The sequence below is a fragment of the Streptomyces sp. Root1310 genome, assembly GCF_001426425.1.
Classification (GTDB): domain Bacteria; phylum Actinomycetota; class Actinomycetes; order Streptomycetales; family Streptomycetaceae; genus Streptomyces.
In genome coordinates, this window is sequence record NZ_LMEQ01000012.1 from 244,606 (window position 1) to 269,659 (window position 25,054).

Consider the following 25,054-nt stretch of genomic DNA (forward strand, 5'->3'; position numbering starts at 1 on the left):
CGGCGTGTTCGTCGACGAACCCGACGAGGCTCAGCCTTCCCCCAGGCCGAGCCCGGTCTCCTTGCCGTAGGCCTCCAGGATCGCCGCGATGTCCTGCATGGTGACCTCGTGCCGCTCGAAGCGGGCGAACTGCTGCTCGCCCATGAGCAGTCCGAGCAGCCCGTCCACGTCGTTGTCGTCGAGCTCGCGCAGCGCCTTCGCGGTGGCGCGGGTCAGCTCCGTGGGCAGGGTGAAGCTCTCGTCGTCCAGCTCGAACGACCAGGTACGACCGAGCGCTTCGAGGCGCTGGGCGCGGGCGGCGTTGACGTCGAAACGTGCCATGGCGATGGGTGCTCCTTGGGTTCTCGGGTCCTTGGGTCCTGTGCCCTGGGTCTTGGGCCCTGGGTCTTGCGCCCCGGGGCTTTGCGCCCTGGGTCCTGGGCCTCGGGTCCGGGCCTGCGGAAAGGCGGTGGGTCCGGGGCGGGGCTGGTCGGCCGGGGCCGGTCGACCAGCCCCGCCCCCGGTGGGTCAGGACGCGGCGTACGCGGCGTCCTTCATCACGAAGCTGGCCAGTGCCGAACCGTCGGCGGCGGCCATCGCCGTGTAGGTGATGCCGAGCTGTGCCGCCGACTTGCGGGCCAGCTTGATGTCGTCCGCCGCCGTGACCTGGCCGCGCGGAACACCGAAGCGGTAGGTCACCGTGGCGCCGTCGGAGGCGCGGACGTCCGTGAACTCCAGGCCGAGGGCGCGCACGTCGGAGTACGGGCGGTCGGCGATCTCGTACTTGTACACGCCGGTCGAGCCGGTGACCGCCTCGACCGCGCCGCCGCCCATGAAGAACGGCAGCGTGTCCTCGTTGAACTGCATCAGCGAGAACTTCAGGGTCAGGTCGCGGTCCGAGTACACGAAGTGCACCGGGCTCACGGCCTGCCACACGTCGACCGGCTCCAGCTTGTCCTTCTTGCTGAAGGTGACGCCGTCACCGGAGGTGAAGCCGAGGTTCTTCCAACCGGTGGCCCAGTCGGTGGACGGGTCGGTGGAGAAGGTCGTCGGCACCTTGGTGTCGGCGGCGGCGACGTAGAGCCGGCCGACGCCTGCGATGCGGATCTCGGAGGAGTTGGTTCCTGCCATGGGTGGGTCTCCTTATAGAGGGGTGATGCGGGGCGCCGTTCCCGGCCGTTCCGGGTACGGCGAAGGCCCCGCCGACTCGCGGATGCGAGGGCGGGGCCTTCGGTCTGTGCGGCGCGGCGTCCGGGCGTATCGCCCGTGCCGGCCTGTCAGTGGACGTCCAGGTACACCTTGAGCACGGTCACGTAGCGATGGGCCGCGCGGTAGAGGTAGTCGGGCAGCCAGCGCGGGCCGTCCTGCTCCTCCACCTCGGTGAGGAGGTTCGTGCCGTACCGGTTGCCGGCCGCGGCCAGCAGCGCGCGGCGGGCGGAGTTGGCCAGGACGTGCGCGGCCTGCTTGGTCGGGCCGTACACCTCCAGCTCGATCAGCGGCTGGTCGACGTGCAGCTCGCCGATCCACGCGCCGCCGCGCCGGTTGACGAGGACGGCGGCGGTCGTGCCGTCGAAGTTCGCGGGTGGTTCGACGGCGACGAGCGCCGTGGAGAGCGCCGAGTCGGCCTCCAGGATGTCGACGACCAGGGCCTCGACGTCCGGGAAGGCGCTCGGTGGGGTGGGTGTGGTCATGCCGGGTCACCTCGCCGTGAAGAAGGGGAAGTCGCCGGGCGGGCGCCGCGCGGGGGCGGGGGAGGGGAGGCGCGCGGCGCCTCGGCCCGGCGTACGGCGGCGGGTGCGGCCCGCTCGGGGCTCGCGGGCACAGCTCCGCCGCTGCACCAACTGTGACAGACGAGCGTGCGCGCACGCAACTAAAACGGCGAATGAACGGCGAGAAGAACGGCGATATGCATGTGAGGGGAGGTGCGGGAGGGGCGGGAGTGCAGGTCAGGAGGGGGTGCCATCGATCCGGGCTCTCGGCTCCGGGGAGGGGCGAGTCGTCGACCCGGGCCCCTCGGCCCCACGGAGGGGGTGATTCGTCGGCCGGAGCTCCCGTCGGCCCACGGGTGCTCTGCGACCGGAACCGCCACGTCGGGCGTGACCGGCGGTTTCGGCTCGGTCAGTCGGCGGTGGGCGCGGCCGCGGCCGTCTCCACCAGGATCCGCCGGTCCGCGTGCGCCTGCGTCACCTCGGCCTCGGCCTCGCTCGGCAGGAACTGCTCCACCACCCTGACGAACATCTCCCGCCGGTCGGCGGGCACGCCCAGCAGGTCGGCGACCTCCTCCAGTGTGGGGCGGCGGCCGAAATCCGGGCCGGGCGCGGGCGAGGCCAGGTAGTCGTGCGGGTCGGCCAGTTCCTCCGCGGTCAGCCGGCCGGAGCGGATGAGCATGTCGCGGACCGGCACCCCGAGCACGCGGGCGAGCCTGCGGGTGGTCTCGAGGTCCGGCATGCTCTGCCGCTGGAGCAGGCGGGTGACCGCGGCGCGGTGCACTCCGGCCTCGTCCGCGATTCTCGACTTGCCGCCGCCGCGTGGACTGTCGATGTCGTAGCCGCGTTCGCGCATGAGGTCTTCGACCCACGCGGCGAATGCGTCCAAGCCCTGGTTGGTCATGTCTTTCTCTCTTCCTTCGGGGGTGGGCAAGAGTTTAGCTTGCTTGCGCGCGCGGAATTACGTGCTCTCGAGCAAGCACTGAGGAAAGTTCGTGCGGTTCGTGGAGATTCGGGGGAGCCGTGAAGCCTTACCTCGCCGGAATGTCGTTGCGGGCGCGCACGCAATCTGTAAGTCTGGAGGACGTTCACCCAGTACGGCTCGTTCACGAACCCAGGGGGGTCCCATGTCCATGTCCGAAACGAGTTCCTGCCCGTCAGCCCCCGGTTGGCAGTCCGCGGCCGCCTGTTCCGGGCTCTCCCCGCGGGTCGTCTTCTCCAAGAAGGCCAAGGTCGCCGCCCCCGCGCTCCGGGCCTGCGCCGGCTGCCGGGTGCGGCGGGCCTGCGAGGAGGCGGTGGCACCGGCCGACAACTGGTTCGACGGCGTCTGCGGCGGCCGCCTCTGGCGCTCGGGCCGCCCGGTCCCCGTGCCCGCGCGACTCCTCCCGCCGGCCCCGTCCGCCGGTCTCGCCCACCTCTCGGCCCAGGGAGGCACCCGTGGCTGACGGCTGCCAGGACCGCCCCACCGCCCAGGCCGCCCTCTGGATCGGCACCCTGCTCCAGCAGTTCCCCGAGCTGTCCACGGAACTGGTCCCCGGCCGCACCACCCCCGCCCACCGCCCCGCCGCGGCGCGGCCTCCCGCCGATCTCGGCGCCCGCCTGCGCGAGGAGCGCGAGGAGCAGCTGCTGCTCCGGCAGCGGCACGGGCTCGTGGCGCCCGGCCACGGGGCGGCCCCGCTCCGCCTGCATGTCTCCGACGCCATCCGTGACATCACCGACGGCGTGCTCGAACTGGAGGAGGCGGTACGCGACCGGCTGGGTCTGCCCCGTCCGCGCCGCGCCTCCGTGCCCGAGCGGCTGCGCCGGATCGCGTCCCTCCTCGACCGCGTGGCCGCCGACACCGTCCTGGCCGCGCACGTGCGCGACGAGACCCGGCGGATGGCCCGCCGCTGCGCCCGCGCGCTGGGCGACACCGAGACCGTCGTCCGGGTCGCCGGCCGCTGCCCCTGGTGCGACTCCGTCTCCCTGCGCGCGTTCCCCGACCGCGCGGCCGTCCTCTGCGTCAATCCGGCCTGCCGCTGCCCGGAACCGGACTGCGGCTGTCACGACGACCCGGCCTACCGGCACACCTGGGACGAGGGGGAGTGGACGCGCGCGTGAGCACCCCGGACCGACGCACCACCGAAGGACGCACCACCGACGGACGGACCACCGACGGACGGACCACCGAGGGACGGACCACCGACGGACGGACCACGGACGGACGCGCCACCGAGGGACGCGCCGACCGACGCACCGCCGGGCGGCCGACCCTGATTCCCGGCCCTCTCGCGGCCCAGGAGGTCGGTGTGGCCCCCGCCACCATCCGCAAGTGGGTCCAGCTGGGGCATCTCGAGCCGGCCGGCAAGGCGGGGAGGGCCCAGCTCTTCCGGCTGGAGGACGTGTTCGCCGCCGAACGCGCCACCCGCCGGGCCCGGTGACTCCCGGCCGCTCGACCGCACCTGGCTCACCGCACCTGGCTCACCGCACCGGCTCGCGGCGCCTGGCTCACCGCACCGGCGCACGGCGCCGGCTCACCGCACCGGCTCTACGGGATGCCCAACTCGAAGATCACGTAGTGCGCGTACCACCCCGACGCGAGGGCCGCCGTCCCGAAGAACACCGCCAGGCTCGGCCACTTCAGCCGGCTCAGCGCCGCCGCCGGGGCCAGCACCAGCGGGAAGACCGGCAGCAGGTAGCGCCCCGTGTTGCCGAACATCTGCTGGGTGCCCAGCACGGTGATCACGCTCGCCAGGGTGTACGCGACCAGCACCAGCGGCGGCTTCTTGCGGAGCATCAGCGCGATCAGGAAGGGCAGCGCCAGCACCAGCTGGACGCCGAGGAGGTCGGGGACCGAGAACGCGAACAGGTAGTTGTGGCGACCGATCGCCGTGTTGCCCAGCACGTCGAGGGTGTAGGAGCCGAAGTCGAAGTAGTGCGCCCACCCCTCGCGCTGGAGCGTGAAGTACGCGGTGAGGTCGCCCATGCTGAGGCCGACCCAGGTGACGTAGGTGAGCAGGCCGAGCGGCGCGGCGAACATGGCGTACAGGGGGCCCGAGACCCCGTGCTCGCGCCTGGTCTCCCGCCGGGCCAGGGCGACGATCGCGGCCAGCCCGACCGCGCCGATGAGCGCGGCGGAGGTCGGCCGGTTGAGCCCGGCCACGAAGGCGAGCAGCCCGGCCGCGACCCACCGCCGCTTCATCACGCAGTAGCAGCACCAGGCGGCGATGGCGACGAAGAGCGACTCCGAGTAGACCGCCCACTCCACGCCCGCGCCGGGTGCCACCGCCCACAGCCCGGCCGCGATCGTGCCCGCCCGTACCCCGGCGAGCGTCGAGATCACGGCGTAGATGCCGGCGGCCGCGACGAAGGAGGCGAACACCGAGACCAGGATCCCGGAGCCGTACAGCCCCAGCCCGGTGATCTCGGAGACGCCCCGGATCAGGCCCGGGTAGAGCGGGAAGAAGGCGACCGAGTTCTGCTTGACGGTGAACAGCCCGCCAGGGGCGAGCTGCTCCAGCGGGCGGGGGTCGTACCCCTTCTCGGCGACCTGGAGGTACCACCAGCCGTCCCAGGTGGCCAGGACGTCCCACCAGTGGGCGCCGCCCCCGAAACGCGGGTTCTTCTTCTGGTACTCGTCGGCCGACTCCAGCAGCCAGGCGAACACGGTCAGGCCCACGAGCTTCGTGACGCCGTAGAGGAGCAGCGGGGCGAGGTACGGTCGTACACCGTCCGGCAGGGTGAGGCGGCGCGGTCTCCGCGAGCGCTCCTCCGGCCCGTCGGGCACGGCGGGGCCCGTCGCCGTGTCGCTGGAAGCCGTGCTCATCGCTGGGGTCCCCCCTCGGCCGATCGCCGGACACCAGGGGCGGCACGTTGTCCGGATGATCGTGAAGTGTGGTCATAAGAGTGCGGTCATAAGATCGCAACAGAGTCGCACATGTGCGCCACAGGTTGGGGGAGGACGGGTGACCGAAGCGCCCAGCAGCACGGCCACGGCGACCGTCTTGTCGGTCGTCATACCCATGTACAACGAGGAAGAGGTTCTTCCCGCGCTGGTCAGCCGGTTGCGCCCGGTCCTGGCGGAGCTCGGCGTCGACTACGAGGTCGTCGCGGTCGACGACGGCAGCACCGACCGCACGGCCGAGCTGCTGGCCGCCTTCCGGCTCGGCTGGCCGGAGCTGCGGGTCATCGGCCTGCGCCGCAACTCCGGCCATCAGGCCGCCCTCACCGCGGGCCTGGACCGGGCACACGGCGCGTACGTCGTCAGCATCGACGCCGACCTCCAGGACCCGCCCGAGAAGATTCCCGAGATGCTCGCGCTGGCCCGCGCCGAGGACCTCGACATCGTCTACGGCATCCGCGCCGACCGGGCCAGCGACACCGGCTTCAAGCGGTGGACGGCGGGCCTGTACTACCGGCTCGTCCGCCGTCTCGCCGGACCGTCGGTGCCTGCCCAGGCCGGTGACTTCCGGCTGCTGAGCCGGGCCGCCGTGGACGCCCTGATGGCCCTGCCGGACCAGCAGCGGGTCTACCGGCTCCTCGTGCCCTGGCTGGGCTTCCCCAGCGGCGAGGTCCGCTACGAGCGTGCCCCGCGGCCGGCGGGCCAGAGCAAGTACCCCCTCGGCCGGATGATCCGGCTGGCCGTCGACAGCGTCACGGGCTTCTCGGCGGCGCCCCTGCGCATCGCCACCTGGCTGGGCGGCTTCGCGTTCCTGGTCTGCCTGGCCCTGATGATCTACACCCTGAGCGCCCACGCCTTCCGGCACACCGTCCCCGGCTGGACGTCGCTCTTCATCGGCGTGCTGTTCATCGGCGCGGTCCAGCTGGTCTGCGTGGGCCTGCTGGGCGAGTACGTCGGCCGCATCTACACGGCCGTGCAGAACCGTCCGACGTACTTCATCGGTCACGACACGGCGGCGGACGCGGCGAAGGTGCCGCTCCGGGCCGGCGGCGATCCGACCGTGCCGTCCCCGGCATCGCCCCCGGGGGGTTCCGCGGACCCTGCGGCGCCGCTGCCGCAGGGGCTGGGGAGGCGCTCGTAAACCTGCGGCGTGTCGGGGGCGGGGCTTCTGTTTTGACCGGAGTGAATGCGCTAGGTACGCTCAGACCTTGTGCCTGGGGTGTGCCCTGGCCCTCGTGCGTGTCTTCAACCGCACACGGGGCCTAGCTAGCGGCCACCGTGATCTGCGCCTCTTCTCGCCTCGCGGCGGAAGTCCGCCGGATCCGACACACCCGACCGCGTGGGTCGGCGAAGTTCCAGGTTAGCTTCACCATTCGGCACACAGAAACCGGAGAAGTAGTGCCTACGATCCAGCAGCTGGTCCGGAAGGGCCGGCAGGACAAGGTCGAGAAGAACAAGACGCCCGCACTCGAGGGTTCGCCCCAGCGTCGCGGCGTCTGCACGCGTGTGTTCACGACCACCCCGAAGAAGCCGAACTCGGCCCTGCGTAAGGTCGCGCGTGTGCGTCTGACCAGCGGTATCGAGGTCACTGCTTACATTCCGGGTGAGGGACACAACCTGCAGGAGCACTCCATCGTGCTCGTGCGTGGTGGCCGTGTGAAGGACCTGCCCGGTGTTCGCTACAAGATCATCCGCGGTTCGCTCGACACCCAGGGTGTCAAGAACCGCAAGCAGGCCCGCAGCCGCTACGGCGCCAAGAAGGAGAAGTAAACAATGCCTCGTAAGGGCCCTGCCCCGAAGCGCCCGGTCATCATCGACCCGGTCTACGGTTCTCCTCTTGTCACGTCGCTCATCAACAAGGTGCTGCTGAACGGCAAGCGCTCCACCGCCGAGCGCATCGTCTACGGCGCCATGGAGGGCCTGCGCGAGAAGACCGGCAACGACCCGGTCATCACGCTGAAGCGCGCTCTCGAGAACATCAAGCCGACCATCGAGGTCAAGTCCCGCCGTGTCGGTGGCGCGACCTACCAGGTCCCGATCGAGGTCAAGCCGGGTCGCGCGAGCACCCTGGCGCTGCGCTGGCTCGTCGGTTACTCCCGCGCCCGTCGCGAGAAGACCATGACCGAGCGCCTCCTCAACGAGCTTCTCGACGCGTCCAACGGCCTCGGCGCCGCTGTGAAGAAGCGCGAGGACACCCACAAGATGGCCGAGTCCAACAAGGCCTTCGCGCACTACCGCTGGTAGTCGCTACCCACATCGAGACCGAGAGAAGACGAAAGCCTTATGGCTACCACTTCACTTGACCTGGCCAAGGTCCGCAACATCGGGATCATGGCCCACATCGACGCGGGCAAGACGACCACCACCGAGCGGATCCTGTTCTACACCGGCGTCTCCTACAAGATCGGTGAGGTCCACGACGGCGCCGCCACGATGGACTGGATGGAGCAGGAGCAGGAGCGTGGCATCACGATCACCTCTGCTGCCACCACCTGTCACTGGCCGCTTGCCGATGTCGACCACACCATCAACATCATCGACACCCCGGGCCACGTCGACTTCACCGTCGAGGTGGAGCGTTCGCTGCGCGTGCTCGACGGTGCCGTGACGGTGTTCGACGGTGTCGCGGGCGTCGAGCCCCAGTCCGAGACCGTTTGGCGTCAGGCGGACCGCTACGGCGTCCCGCGTATCTGCTTCGTCAACAAGCTCGACCGGACCGGTGCCGAGTTCCACCGCTGTGTCGACATGATCAGCAGCCGCCTCGGCGCGCAGCCGATCGTCATGCAGCTCCCGATCGGTGCCGAGGCCGACTTCAAGGGCGTCGTCGACCTGGTCACGATGAAGGCCTTCGTGTGGTCCGCCGAGGCGGAGAAGGGCGAGATGTACGACGTCGTCGACATCCCGGCCACCCACACCGAGGCTGCCGAGGAGTACCGCGGCAAGCTCGTCGAGACCGTCGCCGAGAACGACGACGAGATCATGGAGCTGTACCTGGAGGGCCAGGAGCCTTCCGTGGAGCAGCTGTACGCCGCGATCCGTCGCATCACCATCGCGTCCGGCAAGTCCAACGACACCACGGTCACCCCGGTGTTCTGTGGCACCGCGTTCAAGAACAAGGGCGTTCAGCCCCTGCTCGACGCGGTCGTGCGCTACCTCCCCTCCCCCCTGGACGTCGAGGCCATCGAGGGCCACGACGTCAAGGACCCGGAGGAGATCGTCAAGCGCAAGCCGTCCGACGACGAGCCGCTGTCGGCGCTGGCGTTCAAGATCATGAGCGACCCGCACCTCGGCAAGCTCACCTTCGTCCGGGTTTACTCGGGCCGCCTGGAGTCCGGCACCGCGGTGCTGAACTCCGTCAAGGGCAAGAAGGAGCGCATCGGCAAGATCTACCGCATGCACGCGAACAAGCGTGAGGAGATCGCGTCGGTCGGCGCCGGCGACATCGTCGCCGTCATGGGTCTGAAGCAGACCACGACCGGCGAGACGCTGTGCGACGACAAGCAGCCCGTGATCCTGGAGTCCATGGACTTCCCGGCTCCGGTCATCCAGGTCGCCATCGAGCCCAAGTCGAAGGGCGACCAGGAGAAGCTGGGCATTGCGATCCAGCGCCTGGCCGAGGAGGACCCGTCGTTCCAGGTCCACTCGGACGAGGAGACCGGCCAGACCATCATCGGTGGCATGGGCGAGCTGCACCTCGAGGTGCTGGTCGACCGTATGCGCCGTGAGTTCAAGGTCGAGGCCAACGTCGGCAAGCCGCAGGTCGCCTACCGCGAGACCATCCGCAAGGCGGTCGACCGGGTCGACTACACGCACAAGAAGCAGACTGGCGGTACCGGCCAGTTCGCGAAGGTGCAGATCGCGATCGAGCCGATCGAGGGCGGCGACGCCTCGTACGAGTTCGTGAACAAGGTGACCGGTGGTCGTATCCCGAAGGAGTACATCCCTTCGGTCGACGCCGGTGCGCAGGAGGCCATGCAGTTCGGCATCCTCGCCGGTTACGAGATGACCGGTGTGCGCGTGATCCTGCTCGACGGTGGCTACCACGAGGTGGACTCCTCCGAGCTCGCGTTCAAGATCGCCGGTTCGCAGGCCTTCAAGGAGGCCGCGCGCAAGGCCAGCCCCGTGCTGCTCGAGCCGATGATGGCCGTCGAGGTCACCACGCCCGAGGACTACATGGGCGAGGTCATCGGCGACATCAACTCCCGCCGTGGTCAGATCCAGGCCATGGAGGAGCGGGCCGGTGCCCGCGTCGTCAAGGGCCTGGTGCCCCTGTCGGAGATGTTCGGCTACGTCGGCGACCTCCGCAGCAAGACGTCGGGTCGCGCAAGCTACTCGATGCAGTTCGACTCCTACGCCGAGGTTCCCCGGAACGTCGCCGAGGAGATCATCGCGAAGGCCAAGGGCGAGTAACACACTCGGTTTACACGCCGTAGGCTTGACTCCGGAGCCTCAAGGGGCAAACAACCGCATCCCCGGATGTTTGCCCCCTGGACCCGGGCTTTCCAGCAAAGATCACCTGGCGCCGATGAAGCAAGGCGTTCCAGAACCACTCCCAGGAGGACCCCCGTGGCGAAGGCGAAGTTCGAGCGGACTAAGCCGCACGTCAACATCGGCACCATCGGTCACATCGACCACGGTAAGACGACCCTCACGGCCGCCATTACCAAGGTGCTGCACGACAAGTACCCGGACCTGAACGAGGCCTCGGCCTTCGACCAGATCGACAAGGCTCCTGAGGAGCGTCAGCGCGGTATCACCATCTCCATCGCGCACGTCGAGTACCAGACGGAGACGCGTCACTACGCGCACGTCGACTGCCCGGGTCACGCGGACTACATCAAGAACATGATCACCGGTGCCGCGCAGATGGACGGCGCGATCCTCGTGGTCGCCGCCACCGACGGCCCGATGCCGCAGACCAAGGAGCACGTGCTCCTGGCCCGCCAGGTCGGCGTGCCGTACATCGTCGTCGCCCTGAACAAGGCCGACATGGTGGACGACGAGGAGATCCTGGAGCTCGTCGAGCTCGAGGTCCGTGAGCTCCTCTCCGAGTACGAGTTCCCGGGCGACGACCTGCCGGTCGTCAAGGTCTCCGCGCTCAAGGCGCTCGAGGGCGACGCCGAGTGGGGTCAGTCGGTTCTCGACCTCATGCAGGCCGTCGACGAGTCGATCCCGGAGCCGGAGCGCGACGTCGACAAGCCGTTCCTCATGCCGATCGAGGACGTCTTCACGATCACCGGTCGCGGTACGGTCGTCACCGGCCGTATCGAGCGTGGCATCCTCAAGGTCAACGAGACCGTCGACATCATCGGCATCAAGACCGAGAAGACCACCACCACGGTCACCGGTATCGAGATGTTCCGCAAGCTGCTCGACGAGGGCCAGGCCGGTGAGAACGTCGGTCTGCTGCTTCGTGGCATCAAGCGCGAGGACGTCGAGCGCGGCCAGGTCATCATCAAGCCGGGTTCGGTCACGCCGCACACCGACTTCGAGGCCCAGGCCTACATCCTGTCCAAGGACGAGGGTGGCCGCCACACGCCGTTCTTCAACAACTACCGTCCGCAGTTCTACTTCCGCACGACGGACGTGACCGGCGTGGTGACCCTCCCCGAGGGCACCGAGATGGTGATGCCGGGTGACAACACCGAGATGAAGGTGGAGCTCATCCAGCCCATCGCCATGGAAGAGGGCCTGAAGTTCGCCATCCGTGAGGGTGGTCGTACGGTGGGCGCCGGCCAGGTCACCAAGATCACCAAGTAGTTCTTGCTGATCGACCTGGTAGCTCCAGCCTGAGCTGAGCACCTGAGAGGGCCCGTACGACTTCGGTCGTACGGGCCCTTTCGCATGCCGCTGCCGCCTCGGTGGCTCAGCTCCGGTCGCCGGCCTCGTCGACGACGACGGTGGCGAGACGGGTGGCCGTGGCGAGAACCGTCCCCTTCGGGACGAACGGGCCTCCTGAGGCCTTGCCGCCCACGTAGTAGTCCATTCCGGCCACCCACCGGACGCCGCGATAGGCGAAGGTCTCCGGGTCGAGGAGCACCTGCATGCTGTTGCGCTCCCACGCGTGGTCGGGGAAGTTGCCGTCGATGCCGATCGCCAGGACCTTCCGTCCTGTCCCGTCGGTGGTGCCGACGGCCTCCGTGGCTTCGGCGAGGCCCGTGATGACGCGGTGGATCGTGCGGGCTTTGTCGGAGGGGACGGCCGTGGCTCCGGAGAGGACTTCGACCACCTCGTCGAAGTCGCGCTGGGCCTGGGTGAGCCTGACCTTGTAGGTGGCGCGGTCGGGGACGGACCGCTCGAGGATCATCCGCAGCGCCGCGTCAGGGTCGTCGGGGAGGTCCGCCACCAGCGCGTCGGTGGCTTGGGGCGAGAGGTAGTTCGCGTTGGGGCCACCCCACTCGTGAAGGGCGTCTGCGCCACTCGCGTCCCCGACGGCCTGCCTCCCGCCGTCGTACCGGATCCACACCTCGTCGTCCGTGGACCTGGTCGGTTCCTTGGCGCACGGATCCGGTCCGGAACCCATGGAGAACGCGCCGACTTCGCCGTAGCCTTCCGGGCCCAGGTCGGTCCGGCACTGCCATGTGTCCCGGTCGCCGCGCGAGAGACCGGCCAGGGCGCCCGCCAGGCGGCCCTGCGCGGCCTGGGCGGTCACCCGGCTGTCGCTGCGGTCGGTCCAGGAGTCGGCCACGGGGTCGCGGCCCGTGCGGGCCAGGGCCCTGAGCGCCCGCACCTCGGTACGGCGCTGCTTGCCGATCAGGTTCGCGGCGATCCCGTACAGCCAGGGCCGCGCCCCGGCGCGGGATACGTCGTAGCGCCCGCGCGTGCGGAAGGCGGCCAGGAAGGTCTCGGCGGTGATGTCCTCGTCGGATGCACCGGTTTTTACCCGTAGCCCTCGAACGGGTTCACGGTGACCGGTCTCACGTACCGGGGCGGAAAGGGCCCTGGTCGGCCCGGTCGGCGTTTGACCTACGTCACGTCCGGGGTATTGTCTCCGGCTCGATTGGCGGAGGGAGTGCCCCATATGGCAGACTGTCGGAGTTGCTCGGTCGAGTGTTGATGTTGCGCGCCTCCCGCCGGGAGGACCGAAAGCGAGTCCCACAGTACTCGTCGCCCTAACTGCCAGTCGGCAGCGCTGGGGCGGACGTACGGGAATCTTTCGGGAAGTGTCAATAGGGCACCGACCAGGCACCCGGTGGACCTTTCGTCCCCGGCTTGCGGTTCCGGAAGGGCCGTGCTTTCCCAGCAGGGATGTTCGAACAAGGGGCATCTGTGTCGGCGAGAGCGCGACACACCCGACCGCGTGGGTCGGAGAAACGAAGTAAACGGACCATCTGGTTCCAGAGCGTTAGAAGAGACAGGACTACTGAGTAGCCATGGCGGGACAGAAGATCCGCATCCGGCTCAAGGCCTACGACCACGAGGTCATCGACTCCTCGGCGAAGAAGATCGTCGAGACGGTGACCCGCACTGGTGCGTCGGTCGCGGGCCCGGTGCCGCTGCCCACTGAGAAGAACGTGTACTGCGTCATCAAGTCGCCGCACAAGTACAAGGACTCGCGCGAGCACTTCGAGATGCGCACGCACAAGCGCCTGATCGACATTCTCGACCCGACTCCCAAGACCGTTGACTCTCTGATGCGACTCGACCTCCCGGCCGGTGTCGACATCGAGATCAAGCTTTAGGGGCCGGTGATCTGAAGATGGCTAAGCAGATCAAGGGCATCCTGGGCGAGAAGCTCGGCATGACGCAGGTGTGGGACGAGAACAACCGTGTTGTTCCGGTCACCGTCGTCAAGGCCAGCCCCAACGTCGTGACCCAGGTCCGTACGAACGACAGCGACGGCTACGAGTCCGTCCAGATCGCCTTCGGCGAGATCGACCCGCGCAAGGTGAACAAGCCCCTCAAGGGTCACTTCGCCAAGGCCGACGTCACCCCCCGTCGCCACCTCGTCGAGATCCGCACCGCGGACGCCTCCGAGTACACGCTCGGCCAGGAGATCACCGCTGAGGTGTTCGAGGCCGGCGTGAAGGTCGACGTGACCGGCAAGAGCAAGGGCAAGGGCTTCGCCGGTGTCATGAAGCGTCACAACTTCAAGGGCCTCGGCGCCGGACACGGCACCCAGCGCAAGCACCGCTCGCCCGGTTCCATCGGTGGCTGCGCCACCCCGGGCCGCGTGTTCAAGGGCCTCCGCATGGCGGGTCGCATGGGCAACGAGCGTGTCACCACCCAGAACCTGACCGTCCACGCCGTTGACGCGGAGAAGGGTCTGCTGCTCATCAAGGGCGCTGTCCCCGGTCCGAACGGCGGCCTCGTCCTGGTCCGCACTGCGGCCAAGGGGGCCTGAGGTACCGATGAGCACTGTTGACATCCTTTCGCCTGCAGGCGAGAAGACCGGAAGCGTCGAGCTCCCCGCGGAGATCTTCGGCGTGGAGAAGGTCAGCATCCCGCTGATCCACCAGGTCGTCGTCGCGCAGAACGCGGCTGCCCGTCAGGGCACGCACAAGACCAAGACCCGCGGCGAGGTTCGCGGTGGCGGTAAGAAGCCTTACCGTCAGAAGGGCACCGGCCGTGCGCGCCAGGGCTCGACCCGCGCGCCGCAGTTCGCCGGCGGTGGCGTCGTCCACGGCCCGCAGCCGCGTGACTACTCGCAGCGGACCCCGAAGAAGATGAAGGCTGCCGCTCTGCGTCACGCCCTCACCGACCGGGCCCGCCACAACCGCATTCACGTCGTCACCGGCGTGATCGAGGGCGAGGCTCCCTCCACGAAGGCCGCTCGCACGCTGTTCGGCAAGATCTCGGAGCGCAAGAACCTGCTCCTGGTCGTCGACCGCGCCGACGAGGCCGCGTGGCTGTCCGCCCGCAACCTGCCCCAGGTGCACATCCTGGAGCCGGGCCAGCTGAACACGTACGACGTGATCGTCTCGGACGACGTGGTCTTCACCCAGGCCGCTCTCGAGTCCTTCGTCGCCGGCCCGAAGGCCAACGACACCGAAGGGAGTGACGCCTGATGGCTACGCGTCACCCGAGCATCGCCTCCAAGGCGGCCAAGGTCGCCAAGGCTGCGCGCGTCGCCAAGGCGAAGCGCCACGCCACCGAAGGCAAGAACACCGTCGTCACCGCGCCCAGCAAGGCGTTCACGGACCTCCGTGACGTTCTGCTGAAGCCGGTCGTGTCGGAGAAGAGCTACGCGCTCCTCGACGAGAACAAGTACACGTTCATCGTCGCCCCGAACGCCAACAAGACCCAGATCAAGCAGGCCGTCCAGGCGGTCTTCTCGGTCAAGGTCACCGGGGTCAACACGATCAACCGCATCGGCAAGCGCAAGCGCACGAAGACCGGTTTCGGTCAGCGTGCCGGCACGAAGCGCGCGATCGTGACCCTTGCCGAGGGCGACCGTATCGACATCTTCGGCGGTCCGACCGCCTGAGGGCGGTCCGGATCGTCCGATATCGGACGAGGACTGAATAATGGGAATCCGCAAGTACAAGCCGACTACGCCGGGCCGTCGTGGCTCCAGCGTCGCCGACTTCGTCGAGGTCACGCGGTCCACGCCGGAGAAGTCGCTGGTCCGCCCGCTGCACAGCAAGGGCGGCCGTAACAACGCCGGTCGTGTGACCGTTCGCCACCAGGGTGGCGGACACAAGCGCGCCTACCGAGTGATCGACTTCCGTCGTCACGACAAGGACGGCGTGCCGGCGAAGGTCGCGCACATCGAGTACGACCCCAACCGCACCGCGCGCATCGCGCTGCTGCACTATGCCGACGGCGAGAAGCGCTACATCCTCGCGCCGCGCAACCTGTCGCAGGGCGACCGCGTCGAGAACGGTCCCGGGGCCGACATCAAGCCGGGCAACAACCTGGCGCTCCGCAACATCCCGGTCGGTACCACGATCCACGCGATCGAGATCCGTCCCGGTGGCGGCGCCAAGTTCGCCCGCTCCGCCGGTGCCTCGGTGCAGCTGCTCGCGAAGGAGGGCACGATGGCCCACCTTCGTATGCCGTCCGGTGAGATCCGTCTGGTCGACCAGCGCTGCCGCGCCACGGTCGGCGAGGTGGGCAACGCCGAGCAGAGCAACATCAACTGGGGCAAGGCCGGCCGTAAGCGCTGGCTGGGCGTCCGCCCGACCGTTCGCGGTGTGGCGATGAACCCGGTTGACCACCCCCACGGTGGTGGTGAGGGCAAGACCTCCGGTGGTCGCCACCCGGTCAGCCCCTGGGGTCAGAAGGAGGGTCGTACTCGTTCGCCGAAGAAGGCTTCGAACAAGTACATCGTCCGCCGCCGCAAGACGAACAAGAAGCGCTAGGAGCGGGTTTAGATGCCGCGCAGTCTCAAGAAGGGGCCCTTCGTCGACGGACACCTCGTAAAGAAGGTGGACGCCCAGAACGAAGCCGGTTCCAAGAACGTCATCAAGACCTGGTCCCGTCGCTCGATGATCATCCCGGCCATGCTGGGTCACACGATCGCGGTGCACAACGGCAAGACCCACATTCCGGTGTTTGTCACCGAGTCGATGGTCGGCCACAAGCTCGGCGAGTTCTCGCCGACGCGCACCTTCCGGGGTCACGTCAAGGACGACCGGAAGTCGAAGCGCCGCTAACGCGGGGTGGAATGACCATGACAGACACTGGAAGGACAACCATGGAAGCCAGGGCCCAGGCGCGGTACATCCGCGTCACGCCCATGAAGGCCCGCCGGGTGGTGGACCTTATCCGTGGCATGGACGCCACGGAGGCTCAGGCGGTCCTGCGTTTCGCCCCGCAGGCCGCGAGCGTGCCGGTCGGCAAGGTGCTGGACAGCGCCATTGCCAACGCCGCGCACAACTACGACCACACTGACGCCGACAGCCTCTTCATTTCCGAGGCGTACGTCGACGAGGGTCCGACCCTGAAGCGGTTCCGTCCGCGTGCCCAGGGCCGTGCCTACCGGATCCGCAAGCGGACCAGCCACATCACCGTGGTCGTCAGCAGTAAGGAAGGAACCCGGTAATGGGCCAGAAGGTTAACCCGCATGGGTTCCGGCTCGGCATCACCACGGACTTCAAGTCCCGTTGGTACGCCGACAAGTCTTACAAGGAGTACGTCGGCGAGGACGTCGCCATCCGTCGGATGATGACGTCCGGCATGGAGCGCGCCGGTATCTCGAAGGTGGAGATCGAGCGCACCCGTGACCGGGTCCGCGTCGACATCCACACCGCGCGTCCGGGCATCGTCATCGGCCGCCGCGGCGCCGAGGCCGACCGTATCCGTGGCGACCTGGAGAAGCTGACCAAGAAGCAGGTCCAGCTGAACATCCTCGAGGTCAAGAACCCCGAGGTCGACGCTCAGCTGGTGGCTCAGGCCGTCGCCGAGCAGCTCTCCTCCCGCGTCTCCTTCCGTCGCGCCATGCGTAAGAGCATGCAGTCGGCGATGAAGGCCGGCGCCAAGGGCATCAAGATCCAGTGCGGTGGCCGCCTCGGTGGCGCCGAGATGTCCCGCTCGGAGTTCTACCGCGAGGGCCGTGTGCCCCTGCACACGCTCCGCGCGAACGTGGACTACGGCTTCTTCGAGGCCAAGACGACCTTCGGCCGCATCGGCGTGAAGGTCTGGATCTACAAGGGCGATGTCAAGAACATCGCCGAGGTCCGCGCCGAGAACGCTGCTGCCCGCGCCGGCAACCGCCCGGCCCGTGGCGGCGCCGACCGCCCGGCCCGTGGTGGCCGCGGTGGCGAGCGTGGCGGTCGCGGTCGCAAGCCGCAGCAGGCTCCCGCTGCCGAGGCCCCCAAGGCCGACGCTCCGGCTGCCGCTCCGGCTGAGAGCACCGGAACGGAGGCCTGACCGACATGCTGATCCCCCGTAGGGTCAAGCACCGCAAGCAGCACCACCCGAAGCGCCGTGGTCAGGCCAAGGGCGGTACGACGGTTTCGTTCGGCGAGTACGGCATTCAGGCCCTCACGCCGGCGTACGTGACCAACCGCCAGATCGAGGCGGCCCGTATCGCGATGACCCGCCACATCAAGCGTGGTGGCAAGGTCTGGATCAACATCTACCCGGACCGCCCGCTCACGAAGAAGCCTGCCGAGACCCGCATGGGTTCCGGTAAGGGTTCTCCCGAGTGGTGGATCGCGAACGTGCACCCGGGTCGGGTCATGTTCGAGCTGTCCTACCCCAACGAGAAGATCGCCCGTGAGGCCCTCACTCGCGCAGCCCACAAGCTGCCGATGAAGTGCCGGATCGTCAAGCGCGAGGCAGGTGAAGCGTGATGTCGGCCGGTACCAAGGCGTCCGAGCTGCGCGAACTGGGTGACGAGGAGCTTCTCAACAAGCTCCGCGAAGCCAAGGAAGAGCTGTTCAACCTCCGCTTCCAGGCGGCGACGGGTCAGCTCGAGAACCACGGTCGGCTGAAGGCCGTCCGCAAGGACATCGCGCGGATCTACACCCTGATGCGTGAGCGCGAGCTGGGCATCGAGACGGTGGAGAGCGCCTGATGAGCGAGAGCAACGTGACCGAGAACACCACTGAGGCGCGCGGATTCCGCAAGACCCGTGAGGGTCTCGTCGTCAGCGACAAGATGGACAAGACCGTCGTCGTCGCCGTCGAGGACCGTGTGAAGCACGCGCTGTACGGCAAGGTCATCCGCCGTACGAACAAGCTCAAGGCTCACGACGAGCAGAACGCCGCGGGCGTCGGCGACCGTGTCCTCCTCGCGGAGACCCGGCCGCTGTCCGCCACGAAGCGCTGGCGCGTCGTCGAGATCCTCGAGAAGGCCAAGTAGGTAATTCCCGCAAGGGAATTCCAGTAAGTCGGCCTGCGGGGCATCCCTCGCAGGACAGTTCCGCCAGGCTCCGCAGGGGTCCTCTCACGAGGCCCCTGCGGGGAACCGGCAGACACACAGGAGATAGACGTGATCCAGCAGGAGTCGCGACTTCGCGTCGCCGACAACACTGGTGCGAAGGAAATCCTTTGCATCCGTGTGCTCGGTGGCTCCGGTCGCCGCTACGCGGGCATCGGTGACGTCATCGTCGCCACCGTCAAGGACGCGATCCCCGGCGGCAACGTGAAGAAGGGTGACGTCATCAAGGCGGTCATCGTTCGCACCGTCAAGGAGCGTCGCCGTCCCGACGGCTCGTACATCCGCTTCGACGAGAACGCCGCTGTCATTCTGAAGAACGACGGCGACCCTCGTGGCACCCGTATCTTCGGCCCGGTCGGCCGGGAGCTGCGCGAGAAGAAGTTCATGAAGATCATCTCGCTGGCTCCGGAGGTGCTGTAAGCATGAAGATCAAGAAGGGCGACCTGGTTCAGGTCATCACCGGTAAGGACAAGGGCAAGCAGGGCAAGGTCATCGCGGCCTTCCCCCGTGAGGACCGCGTCCTGGTCGAGGGTGTCAACCGGGTCAAGAAGCACACCAAGGCCGGCCCGACCGCAAAGGGTTCGCAGGCCGGCGGCATCGTCACGACCGAGGCGCCTGTCCACGTCTCCAACGTCCAGCTGGTCGTTGAGAAGGACGGCAACAAGGTCGTCACGCGTGTGGGTTACCGCTTCGACGACGAGGGCAACAAGATCCGCGTTGCCAAGCGGACGGGTGAGGACATCTGATGGCTACCACCACCACTCCGCGTCTCAAGACGAAGTACCGCGAGGAGATCGCGGGCAAGCTGCGTGAGGAGTTCTCCTACGAGAACGTCATGCAGATCCCCGGCCTCGTCAAGATCGTGGTCAACATGGGTGTGGGCGACGCCGCCCGCGACTCCAAGCTGATCGAGGGCGCCATCCGCGACCTCACCACGATCACCGGTCAGAAGCCGGCCGTCACCAAGGCCCGCAAGTCCATCGCGCAGTTCAAGCTGCGTGAGGGTCAGCCGATCGGTGCCCACGTCACGCTTCGTGGCGACCGCATGTGGGAGTTCCTGGACCGCACCCTGTCGCTCGCGCTTCCGCGCATCCGCGACTTCCGTGGTCTGTCCCCCAAGCAGTTCGACGGCCGTGGCAACTACACCTTCGGTCTCACGGAGCAGGTCATGTTCCACGAGATCGACCAGGACAAGATCGACCGTGTCCGGGGTATGGACATCACCGTGGTCACCACGGCGACCAACGACGCTGAGGGCCGTGCGCTCCTTCGTCACCTCGGCTTCCCCTTCAAGGAGGCGTGAGCGAGATGGCGAAGAAGGCTCTGATCGCAAAGGCTGCTCGTAAGCCCAAGTTCGCTGTGCGGGCGTACAACCGCTGCCAGCGTTGCGGCCGTCCCCACTCCGTGTACCGCAAGTTCGGCCTCTGCCGTGTGTGCCTTCGTGAGATGGCTCACCGCGGCGAGCTGCCGGGCGTGACCAAGAGCTCCTGGTAAACCCCCTTTTAAGGGTTCCAGAGGCTCTCGGTAAGCAATGGGCGTGTCAGATGCCCACCTCTTCATGGCTTAGGCTTGGAGGGTTGGGCACCTGACGCCCGTACGACTTACTACGCCGTAGGTCCACCGCGCCGCACCCGTCCCGTCTCGGATCGGGGAGAGGGATGGCGCACCAGGAAACCCCGGCGAGAGAGGCCACAGGCCAATTCATGACCATGACTGATCCGATCGCAGACATGCTGACGCGTCTGCGGAACGCGAACTCGGCGTACCACGATTCCGTGACGATGCCGGCGTCCAAGATCAAGTCTCACATCGCGGAGATCCTCCAGCAGGAGGGCTTCATCACGGGCTGGAAGGTCGAGGACGCCGAGGTCGGCAAGGACCTCACCCTCGAGCTCAAGTTCGGCCCGAACCGTGAGCGCTCCATTGCGGGCATCAAGCGGATCTCCAAGCCCGGTCTCCGGGTTTACGCGAAGTCCACCTCCCTGCCCAAGGTGCTGGGCGGCCTCGGCGTGGCGATCATCTCCACGTCGCACGGTCTCCTCACCGACAAGCAGGCCGGCAAGAAGGGCGTAGGCGGAGAAGTTCTCGCCTACGTCTGGTAGCGGAAGGGAACGGAGGAAACAGCTATGTCGCGCATTGGCAAGCTCCCCATCACGGTTCCCGCCGGCGTGGACGTCACCATCGACGGCCAGACGGTTTCGGTCAAGGGCCCCAAGGGCTCGCTGACCCACACCGTCGTTGCGCCGATCGAGATCGCCAAGGGTGAGGACGGCGTTCTGAACGTCACCCGCCCCAACGACGAGCGTCAGAGCAAGGCCCTGCACGGCCTGTCCCGCACGCTGGTGGCGAACATGATCACCGGCGTGACCCAGGGTTACGTGAAGAAGCTCGAGATCAGTGGTGTTGGTTACCGCGTGACCGCGAAGGGCTCGAACCTCGAGTTCGCGCTCGGTTACAGCCACCCGATCACCGTCGAGGCCCCCGAGGGAATCTCCTTCAAGGTCGAGAACCCCACCCGGTTCTCGGTCGAGGGCATCGACAAGCAGAAGGTCGGCGAGGTTGCGGCCAACATCCGCAAGCTGCGCAAGCCCGACCCGTACAAGGCCAAGGGTGTCAAGTACGAGGGCGAAGTCATCCGCCGCAAGGTCGGAAAGGCGGGTAAGTAAGCCATGGCATACGGACAGAAGATCCTCAAGGGCGACGCTTACAAGCGTGCCGCGATCAAGCGTCGCCACATCCGGATCCGTAAGCACATCTCGGGTACGGCTGAGCGTCCGCGCCTGGTCGTGACGCGCTCGAACCGCCACATCGTGGCTCAGGTCATCGACGACATCAAGGGTCACACCCTGGCGTCGGCGTCGACCCTGGACACGACGATCCGCGGCGGCGAGGGCGACAAGTCCGCGCAGGCCAAGTCGGTCGGCGCCCTGGTCGCCGAGCGCGCCAAGGCCGCCGGTGTCGAGGCTGTCGTATTCGACCGTGGCGGCAACCAGTACGCCGGGCGCATCGCCGCCCTGGCGGACGCCGCCCGCGAAGCCGGACTCAAGTTCTGAGTCGCCCGTCGCGCTAGCGACCTAGGTCGCTGCGTAGCTAGCGGAAAAAGAGAGAGGTAATCCAATGGCTGGACCCCAGCGCCGCGGAAGCGGTGCCGGTGGCGGCGAGCGGCGGGACCGGAAGGGCCGTGACGGCGGCGCTGCTGCCGCCGAGAAGACCGCGTACGTTGAGCGCGTCGTCGCGATCAACCGTGTCGCCAAGGTTGTGAAGGGTGGTCGTCGCTTCAGCTTCACCGCGCTGGTCGTGGTGGGCGATGGTGACGGCACCGTCGGTGTCGGTTACGGCAAGGCCAAGGAGGTGCCGGCCGCGATCGCCAAGGGTGTTGAAGAGGCCAAGAAGCACTTCTTCAAGGTCCCCCGTATCCAGGGCACCATCCCGCACCCGATCACGGGCGAGAAGGCCGCGGGCGTCGTCCTGCTCAAGCCTGCTTCCCCCGGTACCGGCGTTATCGCCGGTGGCCCGGTGCGTGCTGTGCTCGAGTGCGCCGGCGTTCACGACATCCTGTCGAAGTCGCTCGGCTCGTCGAACGCGATCAACATCGTGCACGCGACCGTGGAGGCCCTGAAGGGCCTGCAGCGTCCCGAGGAGATCGCGGCCCGCCGCGGTCTGCCCCTCGAGGACGTCGCTCCCGCGGCTCTGCTTCGTGCGCGTGCCGGGGCTGGTGCGTAATGGCTCGCCTCAAGATCACGCAGACGAAGTCGTACATCGGCAGCAAGCAGAACCACCGCGACACGCTGCGTTCGCTCGGGCTCAAGCGCCTGAACGACGTGGTCGTCAAGGAGGACCGCCCCGAGTTCCGCGGAATGGTGCACACCGTCCGCCACCTCGTGACGGTTGAGGAGGTCGACTGATCATGGCGGAGAACAACCCGCTCAAGATCCACAACCTCCGTCCCGCCCCGGGCGCCAAGACCGCCAAGACCCGTGTCGGTCGTGGTGAGGCGTCGAAGGGTAAGACGGCCGGTCGTGGTACCAAGGGCACGAAGGCCCGTTACCAGGTTCCGGAGCGCTTCGAGGGTGGGCAGATGCCCCTCCACATGCGTCTCCCGAAGCTCAAGGGCTTCAAGAACCCGTTCAAGACCGAGTTCCAGGTCGTGAACCTCGACAAGCTGGCGGCGCTGTACCCCGAGGGTGGCGAGGTCACCGTCGAGGGTCTCGTCGCCAAGGGCGCCGTTCGCAAGAACAGCCTCGTCAAGGTCCTCGGCCAGGGCGAGATCTCCGTGGCGCTCCAGGTGACGGTCGACGCCGTCTCCGGTTCCGCCAAGGAGAAGATCACCGCCGCCGGCGGTACCGTCACCGAGCTCGTCTGAACACCACAGGCGTCTCGATGACTTGAGCGATCCCGACCGGGGATACCCCACATTTGGGGTATCCCCGGTTGGTCGTTCCTACGGCGGTACTCTCGCCGGTAAGGTGACCTGCACTGCCCACTTTCACAAGATGCTTCCCATGGGGCACCTTGAGCGGCAGTCGACCGTTACACATGTCGTTGTCGTTGTCGTTGTTCTTATTGGACCCTCAAGACCGTCACCCTTGACGCAGATGCGCGGGGGTCGCAGGAGGCACCGTGCTCACCGCGTTCGCCCGGGCGTTCAGGACGCCCGACCTGCGCAAGAAGCTGCTCTTCACGCTTGCCATCATCGTGATCTACCGGCTCGGAACGCACATCCCGATTCCCGGTGTCGACTACACGTCCGTTCAGCGGTGTGTGGACGAGGCGTCCGGCAACCAGGGCCTCTTCGGTCTGGTGAACATGTTCAGCGGCGGCGCGCTGCTTCAGATCACCATTTTCGCGCTGGGCATCATGCCGTACATCACCGCGAGCATCATCCTTCAGCTGCTGACCGTGGTGATCCCGCGTCTGGAAGCCCTCAAGAAGGAGGGCCAGGCCGGCACCGCGAAGATCACGCAGTACACCCGCTACCTCACCGTGGCGCTCGCCATCCTTCAGGGCACCGGCCTGGTGGCCACCGCCCGCAGCGGCGCCCTGTTCTCCGGTTGCACGGTCGCCTCGAGCATCGTCCCGGACCGCGCGATCTTCACCACCATCGTCATGGTCATCTGCATGACCGCCGGTACGGCCATGGTCATGTGGCTCGGTGAGCTCATCACCGACCGCGGTATCGGCAACGGCATGTCGATCCTGATGTTCATCTCGATCGCCGCGACCTTCCCCTCGGCCCTGTGGGCCATCAAGAAGCAGGGCACGCTCGCGGGCGGCTGGATCGAGTTCGGCACCGTCATCCTGGTCGGCCTGGTCATGGTCGGTCTGGTGGTCTTCGTCGAGCAGGCCCAGCGCCGTATCCCCGTGCAGTACGCGAAGCGCATGATCGGCCGCCGGTCCTACGGCGGTACCTCGACGTACATCCCGCTGAAGGTGAACCAGGCCGGTGTGATCCCGGTCATCTTCGCCTCGTCGCTGCTCTACATCCCGGCTCTCGTCGCCCAGTTCTCCAGCGGAACCTCCAGCTGGAAGACCTGGATCGAGACCAACCTGACCAAGGGTGACCACCCGATCTACATCAGCATGTACTTCCTGCTGATCGTTTTCTTCGCGTTCTTCTATGTGGCTATCTCCTTCAACCCCGAGGAAGTAGCCGACAACATGAAGAAGTATGGTGGCTTCATCCCGGGCATCCGGGCTGGCCGACCGACCGCTGAGTACCTCTCCTACGTACTCAACCGGATCACCTGGCCGGGTTCGCTGTATCTGGGTCTGATCGCTCTTGTACCGACGATGGCGTTGGTTGGCTTCGGGGCAAGCCAGAACTTCCCGTTCGGTGGTACCAGCATCCTGATCATCGTGGGTGTCGGTCTCGAGACGGTGAAGCAAATCGAGAGCCAGCTCCAGCAGCGCAATTACGAAGGGTTCCTCCGCTGATGCGTATCGTCCTCGTCGGGCCGCCGGGCGCCGGAAAGGGAACGCAGGCCACACGTCTGGCCGAGAAGCTCCGCGTTCCGCACATCTCCACGGGCGACCTGTTCCGCGCCAACATCAGCCAGCAGACGGAGCTCGGGAAACTCGCGAAGTCCTACATGGACGCCGGCAACCTCGTCCCCGACGAGGTCACCATCGCCATGGCCAAGGACCGCATGGAGCAGCCGGACGCCGAGCGCGGCTTCCTGCTGGACGGTTTCCCGCGCAACGTCTCGCAGGCCGAGGCGCTGGACGAGCTGCTCACCATCGAGGGCATCAAGCTGGACGCGGTACTGGACCTGGAGGCCCCGGAGGAGGAGGTCGTCAAGCGGATCGCCGGCCGGCGCATCTGCCGCAACGACTCCTCGCACGTCTTCCACGTGACGTACAAGAAGCCCGCCCGGGAAGGCGTCTGCGACGTCTGCGGCGGCGAGCTGTACCAGCGGGACGACGACTCCGAGGAGACGGTCCGCACGCGGCTCGAGGTCTACCACACGCAGACCGAGCCGATCATCGACTACTACAAGTCGCAGGGCCTGGTCGTGACCATCGAGGCCATGGGCCCGGTGGAAGAGGTCACCGCCCGTGCGCTGGCCGCACTGAAGCGTGAGGGCGACGACGAGTAGTCGTCGCTCCCCGTACGGCCGTGGAGTCCTTCGGGACACCACGGCCGTACTGTTGTGTGCATACG

At 67.4% G+C, this 25,054-nt stretch carries 36 protein-coding genes and 1 pseudogene; 31 read left to right on the forward strand and 6 right to left on the reverse strand.

Annotated features, from left to right (window positions below):
- Positions 1-30: 30 nt before the first annotated feature.
- From ASD48_RS19255 to ASD48_RS46005, 4 genes are all read right to left on the reverse strand, one after another.
- On the reverse strand, positions 31-321 hold the full coding sequence (locus ASD48_RS19255) for a hypothetical protein (protein ID WP_054238774.1): 291 nt from the start codon (positions 319-321) through the stop codon (positions 31-33).
- Between the two features lie 186 nt (positions 322-507).
- Positions 508-1,110: a hypothetical protein gene (locus ASD48_RS19260; protein WP_057602872.1), complete on the reverse strand. Its 603-nt coding sequence runs from the start codon at positions 1,108-1,110 to the stop codon at positions 508-510.
- A 146-nt stretch (positions 1,111-1,256) separates the two neighbouring features.
- Positions 1,257-1,670, reverse strand: coding sequence for a hypothetical protein (locus tag ASD48_RS19265; RefSeq protein WP_057602873.1), 414 nt, complete (start codon positions 1,668-1,670; stop codon positions 1,257-1,259).
- A gap of 427 nt (positions 1,671-2,097) precedes the next feature.
- On the reverse strand, positions 2,098-2,589 hold the full coding sequence (locus ASD48_RS46005; protein ID WP_057602874.1) for a helix-turn-helix transcriptional regulator: 492 nt from the start codon (positions 2,587-2,589) through the stop codon (positions 2,098-2,100).
- Between the two features lie 223 nt (positions 2,590-2,812).
- On the opposite strand from ASD48_RS46005, the gene ASD48_RS19275 reads away from it, so the two are divergent.
- Genes ASD48_RS19275 through ASD48_RS19285 form a run of 3 tightly spaced genes read left to right on the forward strand, consistent with a single transcriptional unit; the run spans position 2,813 to position 4,105 of the window.
- A complete protein-coding gene (locus ASD48_RS19275) occupies positions 2,813-3,130 on the forward strand; it encodes a WhiB family transcriptional regulator (protein WP_242432656.1) in 318 nt (105 codons plus the stop codon).
- Positions 3,123-3,785, forward strand: a complete 663-nt coding sequence (locus ASD48_RS19280) for a hypothetical protein (RefSeq protein ID WP_057602875.1) — start codon at positions 3,123-3,125, stop codon at positions 3,783-3,785. The genes ASD48_RS19275 and ASD48_RS19280 overlap by 8 nt, the downstream gene beginning before the upstream one ends.
- A complete protein-coding gene (locus tag ASD48_RS19285) occupies positions 3,782-4,105 on the forward strand; it encodes a hypothetical protein (RefSeq protein ID WP_157880656.1) in 324 nt (107 codons plus the stop codon). Before ASD48_RS19280 ends, ASD48_RS19285 begins: the two co-directional genes overlap by 4 nt.
- A gap of 107 nt (positions 4,106-4,212) precedes the next feature.
- Here the strand turns inward: ASD48_RS19285 and ASD48_RS19290 are convergent, their stop codons facing one another.
- The gene (locus ASD48_RS19290) at positions 4,213-5,490 is read right to left on the reverse strand and encodes a glycosyltransferase family 39 protein (RefSeq protein ID WP_057602877.1); all 1,278 of its coding nucleotides are present in this window, start codon (positions 5,488-5,490) and stop codon (positions 4,213-4,215) included.
- A gap of 139 nt (positions 5,491-5,629) precedes the next feature.
- On the opposite strand from ASD48_RS19290, the gene ASD48_RS19295 reads away from it, so the two are divergent.
- The 5 genes from ASD48_RS19295 to tuf all read left to right on the forward strand — a co-directional run bounded on the left by ASD48_RS19295 (position 5,630) and on the right by tuf (position 11,325).
- The gene (locus tag ASD48_RS19295) at positions 5,630-6,706 is read left to right on the forward strand and encodes a glycosyltransferase family 2 protein (RefSeq protein ID WP_079073850.1); all 1,077 of its coding nucleotides are present in this window, start codon (positions 5,630-5,632) and stop codon (positions 6,704-6,706) included.
- Between the two features lie 257 nt (positions 6,707-6,963).
- Entirely contained in the window at positions 6,964-7,335 is a 372-nt protein-coding gene (gene rpsL / locus ASD48_RS19300; RefSeq protein WP_003948652.1) for a 30S ribosomal protein S12, read from the forward strand.
- A 3-nt stretch (positions 7,336-7,338) separates the two neighbouring features.
- The gene (gene rpsG, locus ASD48_RS19305; RefSeq protein ID WP_020132641.1) at positions 7,339-7,809 is read left to right on the forward strand and encodes a 30S ribosomal protein S7; all 471 of its coding nucleotides are present in this window, start codon (positions 7,339-7,341) and stop codon (positions 7,807-7,809) included.
- 39 nt (positions 7,810-7,848) lie between these two features.
- Positions 7,849-9,975, forward strand: a complete 2,127-nt coding sequence (fusA, locus tag ASD48_RS19310; RefSeq protein WP_020132640.1) for an elongation factor G — start codon at positions 7,849-7,851, stop codon at positions 9,973-9,975.
- Positions 9,976-10,131: 156 nt separating this feature from the next.
- Positions 10,132-11,325 (forward strand): elongation factor Tu, encoded by a 1,194-nt coding sequence (gene tuf, locus ASD48_RS19315; RefSeq protein ID WP_057602878.1) that lies wholly within the window; start codon positions 10,132-10,134, stop codon positions 11,323-11,325.
- An 826-nt stretch (positions 11,326-12,151) separates the two neighbouring features.
- Here the strand turns inward: tuf and ASD48_RS19320 are convergent.
- A pseudogene (locus ASD48_RS19320) lies at positions 12,152-12,451 on the reverse strand (sigma factor); the annotation flags it as partial.
- A 487-nt stretch (positions 12,452-12,938) separates the two neighbouring features.
- On the opposite strand from ASD48_RS19320, the gene rpsJ reads away from it, so the two are divergent.
- The 23 genes from rpsJ (at position 12,939) to ASD48_RS19435 (ending at position 24,989) form a co-directional block, all read left to right on the forward strand.
- Positions 12,939-13,247, forward strand: a complete 309-nt coding sequence (rpsJ, locus tag ASD48_RS19325) for a 30S ribosomal protein S10 (protein WP_003948644.1) — start codon at positions 12,939-12,941, stop codon at positions 13,245-13,247.
- A gap of 17 nt (positions 13,248-13,264) precedes the next feature.
- Positions 13,265-13,909 carry a 50S ribosomal protein L3 gene (gene rplC / locus ASD48_RS19330; protein WP_020132636.1) on the forward strand — a complete coding sequence of 215 codons (645 nt, stop codon included), beginning with the start codon at positions 13,265-13,267 and terminating at the stop codon, positions 13,907-13,909.
- 7 nt (positions 13,910-13,916) lie between these two features.
- Positions 13,917-14,573 carry a 50S ribosomal protein L4 gene (gene rplD / locus ASD48_RS19335; RefSeq protein WP_057602879.1) on the forward strand — a complete coding sequence of 219 codons (657 nt, stop codon included), beginning with the start codon at positions 13,917-13,919 and terminating at the stop codon, positions 14,571-14,573.
- Positions 14,573-14,992 carry a 50S ribosomal protein L23 gene (rplW, locus tag ASD48_RS19340; protein ID WP_020132634.1) on the forward strand — a complete coding sequence of 140 codons (420 nt, stop codon included), beginning with the start codon at positions 14,573-14,575 and terminating at the stop codon, positions 14,990-14,992. Before rplD ends, rplW begins: the two co-directional genes overlap by 1 nt.
- Before the next feature lie 40 nt (positions 14,993-15,032).
- On the forward strand, positions 15,033-15,869 hold the full coding sequence (gene rplB, locus ASD48_RS19345) for a 50S ribosomal protein L2 (RefSeq protein WP_020132633.1): 837 nt from the start codon (positions 15,033-15,035) through the stop codon (positions 15,867-15,869).
- A 12-nt stretch (positions 15,870-15,881) separates the two neighbouring features.
- Entirely contained in the window at positions 15,882-16,163 is a 282-nt protein-coding gene (rpsS, locus tag ASD48_RS19350) for a 30S ribosomal protein S19 (protein WP_020132632.1), read from the forward strand.
- 41 nt (positions 16,164-16,204) lie between these two features.
- Positions 16,205-16,552, forward strand: a complete 348-nt coding sequence (rplV, locus tag ASD48_RS19355) for a 50S ribosomal protein L22 (protein WP_003974262.1) — start codon at positions 16,205-16,207, stop codon at positions 16,550-16,552.
- A complete protein-coding gene (gene rpsC, locus ASD48_RS19360; protein WP_020132630.1) occupies positions 16,552-17,379 on the forward strand; it encodes a 30S ribosomal protein S3 in 828 nt (275 codons plus the stop codon). Before rplV ends, rpsC begins: the two co-directional genes overlap by 1 nt.
- A 5-nt stretch (positions 17,380-17,384) precedes the next feature.
- Positions 17,385-17,804 carry a 50S ribosomal protein L16 gene (gene rplP / locus ASD48_RS19365; RefSeq protein WP_006140905.1) on the forward strand — a complete coding sequence of 140 codons (420 nt, stop codon included), beginning with the start codon at positions 17,385-17,387 and terminating at the stop codon, positions 17,802-17,804.
- A complete protein-coding gene (gene rpmC / locus ASD48_RS19370; protein ID WP_005481220.1) occupies positions 17,804-18,028 on the forward strand; it encodes a 50S ribosomal protein L29 in 225 nt (74 codons plus the stop codon). Before rplP ends, rpmC begins: the two co-directional genes overlap by 1 nt.
- Positions 18,028-18,315, forward strand: coding sequence for a 30S ribosomal protein S17 (gene rpsQ / locus ASD48_RS19375; RefSeq protein ID WP_057602880.1), 288 nt, complete (start codon positions 18,028-18,030; stop codon positions 18,313-18,315). The genes rpmC and rpsQ overlap by 1 nt, the downstream gene beginning before the upstream one ends.
- 129 nt (positions 18,316-18,444) lie before the next feature.
- Positions 18,445-18,813 (forward strand): 50S ribosomal protein L14, encoded by a 369-nt coding sequence (gene rplN / locus ASD48_RS19380; RefSeq protein WP_003992364.1) that lies wholly within the window; start codon positions 18,445-18,447, stop codon positions 18,811-18,813.
- Positions 18,814-18,815: 2 nt separating this feature from the next.
- Entirely contained in the window at positions 18,816-19,139 is a 324-nt protein-coding gene (rplX, locus tag ASD48_RS19385; RefSeq protein WP_006376030.1) for a 50S ribosomal protein L24, read from the forward strand.
- Positions 19,139-19,696 (forward strand): 50S ribosomal protein L5, encoded by a 558-nt coding sequence (gene rplE / locus ASD48_RS19390; RefSeq protein WP_030788262.1) that lies wholly within the window; start codon positions 19,139-19,141, stop codon positions 19,694-19,696. The genes rplX and rplE overlap by 1 nt, the downstream gene beginning before the upstream one ends.
- 5 nt (positions 19,697-19,701) lie before the next feature.
- Positions 19,702-19,887: a type Z 30S ribosomal protein S14 gene (locus ASD48_RS19395; protein WP_030890724.1), complete on the forward strand. Its 186-nt coding sequence runs from the start codon at positions 19,702-19,704 to the stop codon at positions 19,885-19,887.
- Positions 19,888-20,096: 209 nt separating this feature from the next.
- Positions 20,097-20,495 (forward strand): 30S ribosomal protein S8, encoded by a 399-nt coding sequence (gene rpsH / locus ASD48_RS19400; RefSeq protein WP_028807312.1) that lies wholly within the window; start codon positions 20,097-20,099, stop codon positions 20,493-20,495.
- Between the two features lie 24 nt (positions 20,496-20,519).
- On the forward strand, positions 20,520-21,059 hold the full coding sequence (gene rplF, locus ASD48_RS19405; RefSeq protein WP_057602881.1) for a 50S ribosomal protein L6: 540 nt from the start codon (positions 20,520-20,522) through the stop codon (positions 21,057-21,059).
- Positions 21,060-21,062: 3 nt separating this feature from the next.
- The gene (gene rplR / locus ASD48_RS19410; RefSeq protein WP_020132625.1) at positions 21,063-21,446 is read left to right on the forward strand and encodes a 50S ribosomal protein L18; all 384 of its coding nucleotides are present in this window, start codon (positions 21,063-21,065) and stop codon (positions 21,444-21,446) included.
- Between the two features lie 64 nt (positions 21,447-21,510).
- Positions 21,511-22,116: a 30S ribosomal protein S5 gene (rpsE, locus tag ASD48_RS19415; RefSeq protein ID WP_020132624.1), complete on the forward strand. Its 606-nt coding sequence runs from the start codon at positions 21,511-21,513 to the stop codon at positions 22,114-22,116.
- Positions 22,116-22,298 carry a 50S ribosomal protein L30 gene (gene rpmD, locus ASD48_RS19420; protein WP_005313525.1) on the forward strand — a complete coding sequence of 61 codons (183 nt, stop codon included), beginning with the start codon at positions 22,116-22,118 and terminating at the stop codon, positions 22,296-22,298. Before rpsE ends, rpmD begins: the two co-directional genes overlap by 1 nt.
- A gap of 2 nt (positions 22,299-22,300) precedes the next feature.
- The gene (rplO, locus tag ASD48_RS19425) at positions 22,301-22,756 is read left to right on the forward strand and encodes a 50S ribosomal protein L15 (protein WP_003974249.1); all 456 of its coding nucleotides are present in this window, start codon (positions 22,301-22,303) and stop codon (positions 22,754-22,756) included.
- Positions 22,757-23,013: 257 nt separating this feature from the next.
- The gene (gene secY / locus ASD48_RS19430) at positions 23,014-24,327 is read left to right on the forward strand and encodes a preprotein translocase subunit SecY (protein ID WP_057602882.1); all 1,314 of its coding nucleotides are present in this window, start codon (positions 23,014-23,016) and stop codon (positions 24,325-24,327) included.
- The gene (locus tag ASD48_RS19435; RefSeq protein WP_057602883.1) at positions 24,327-24,989 is read left to right on the forward strand and encodes an adenylate kinase; all 663 of its coding nucleotides are present in this window, start codon (positions 24,327-24,329) and stop codon (positions 24,987-24,989) included. The genes secY and ASD48_RS19435 overlap by 1 nt, the downstream gene beginning before the upstream one ends.
- Positions 24,990-25,054: the final 65 nt, after the last annotated feature.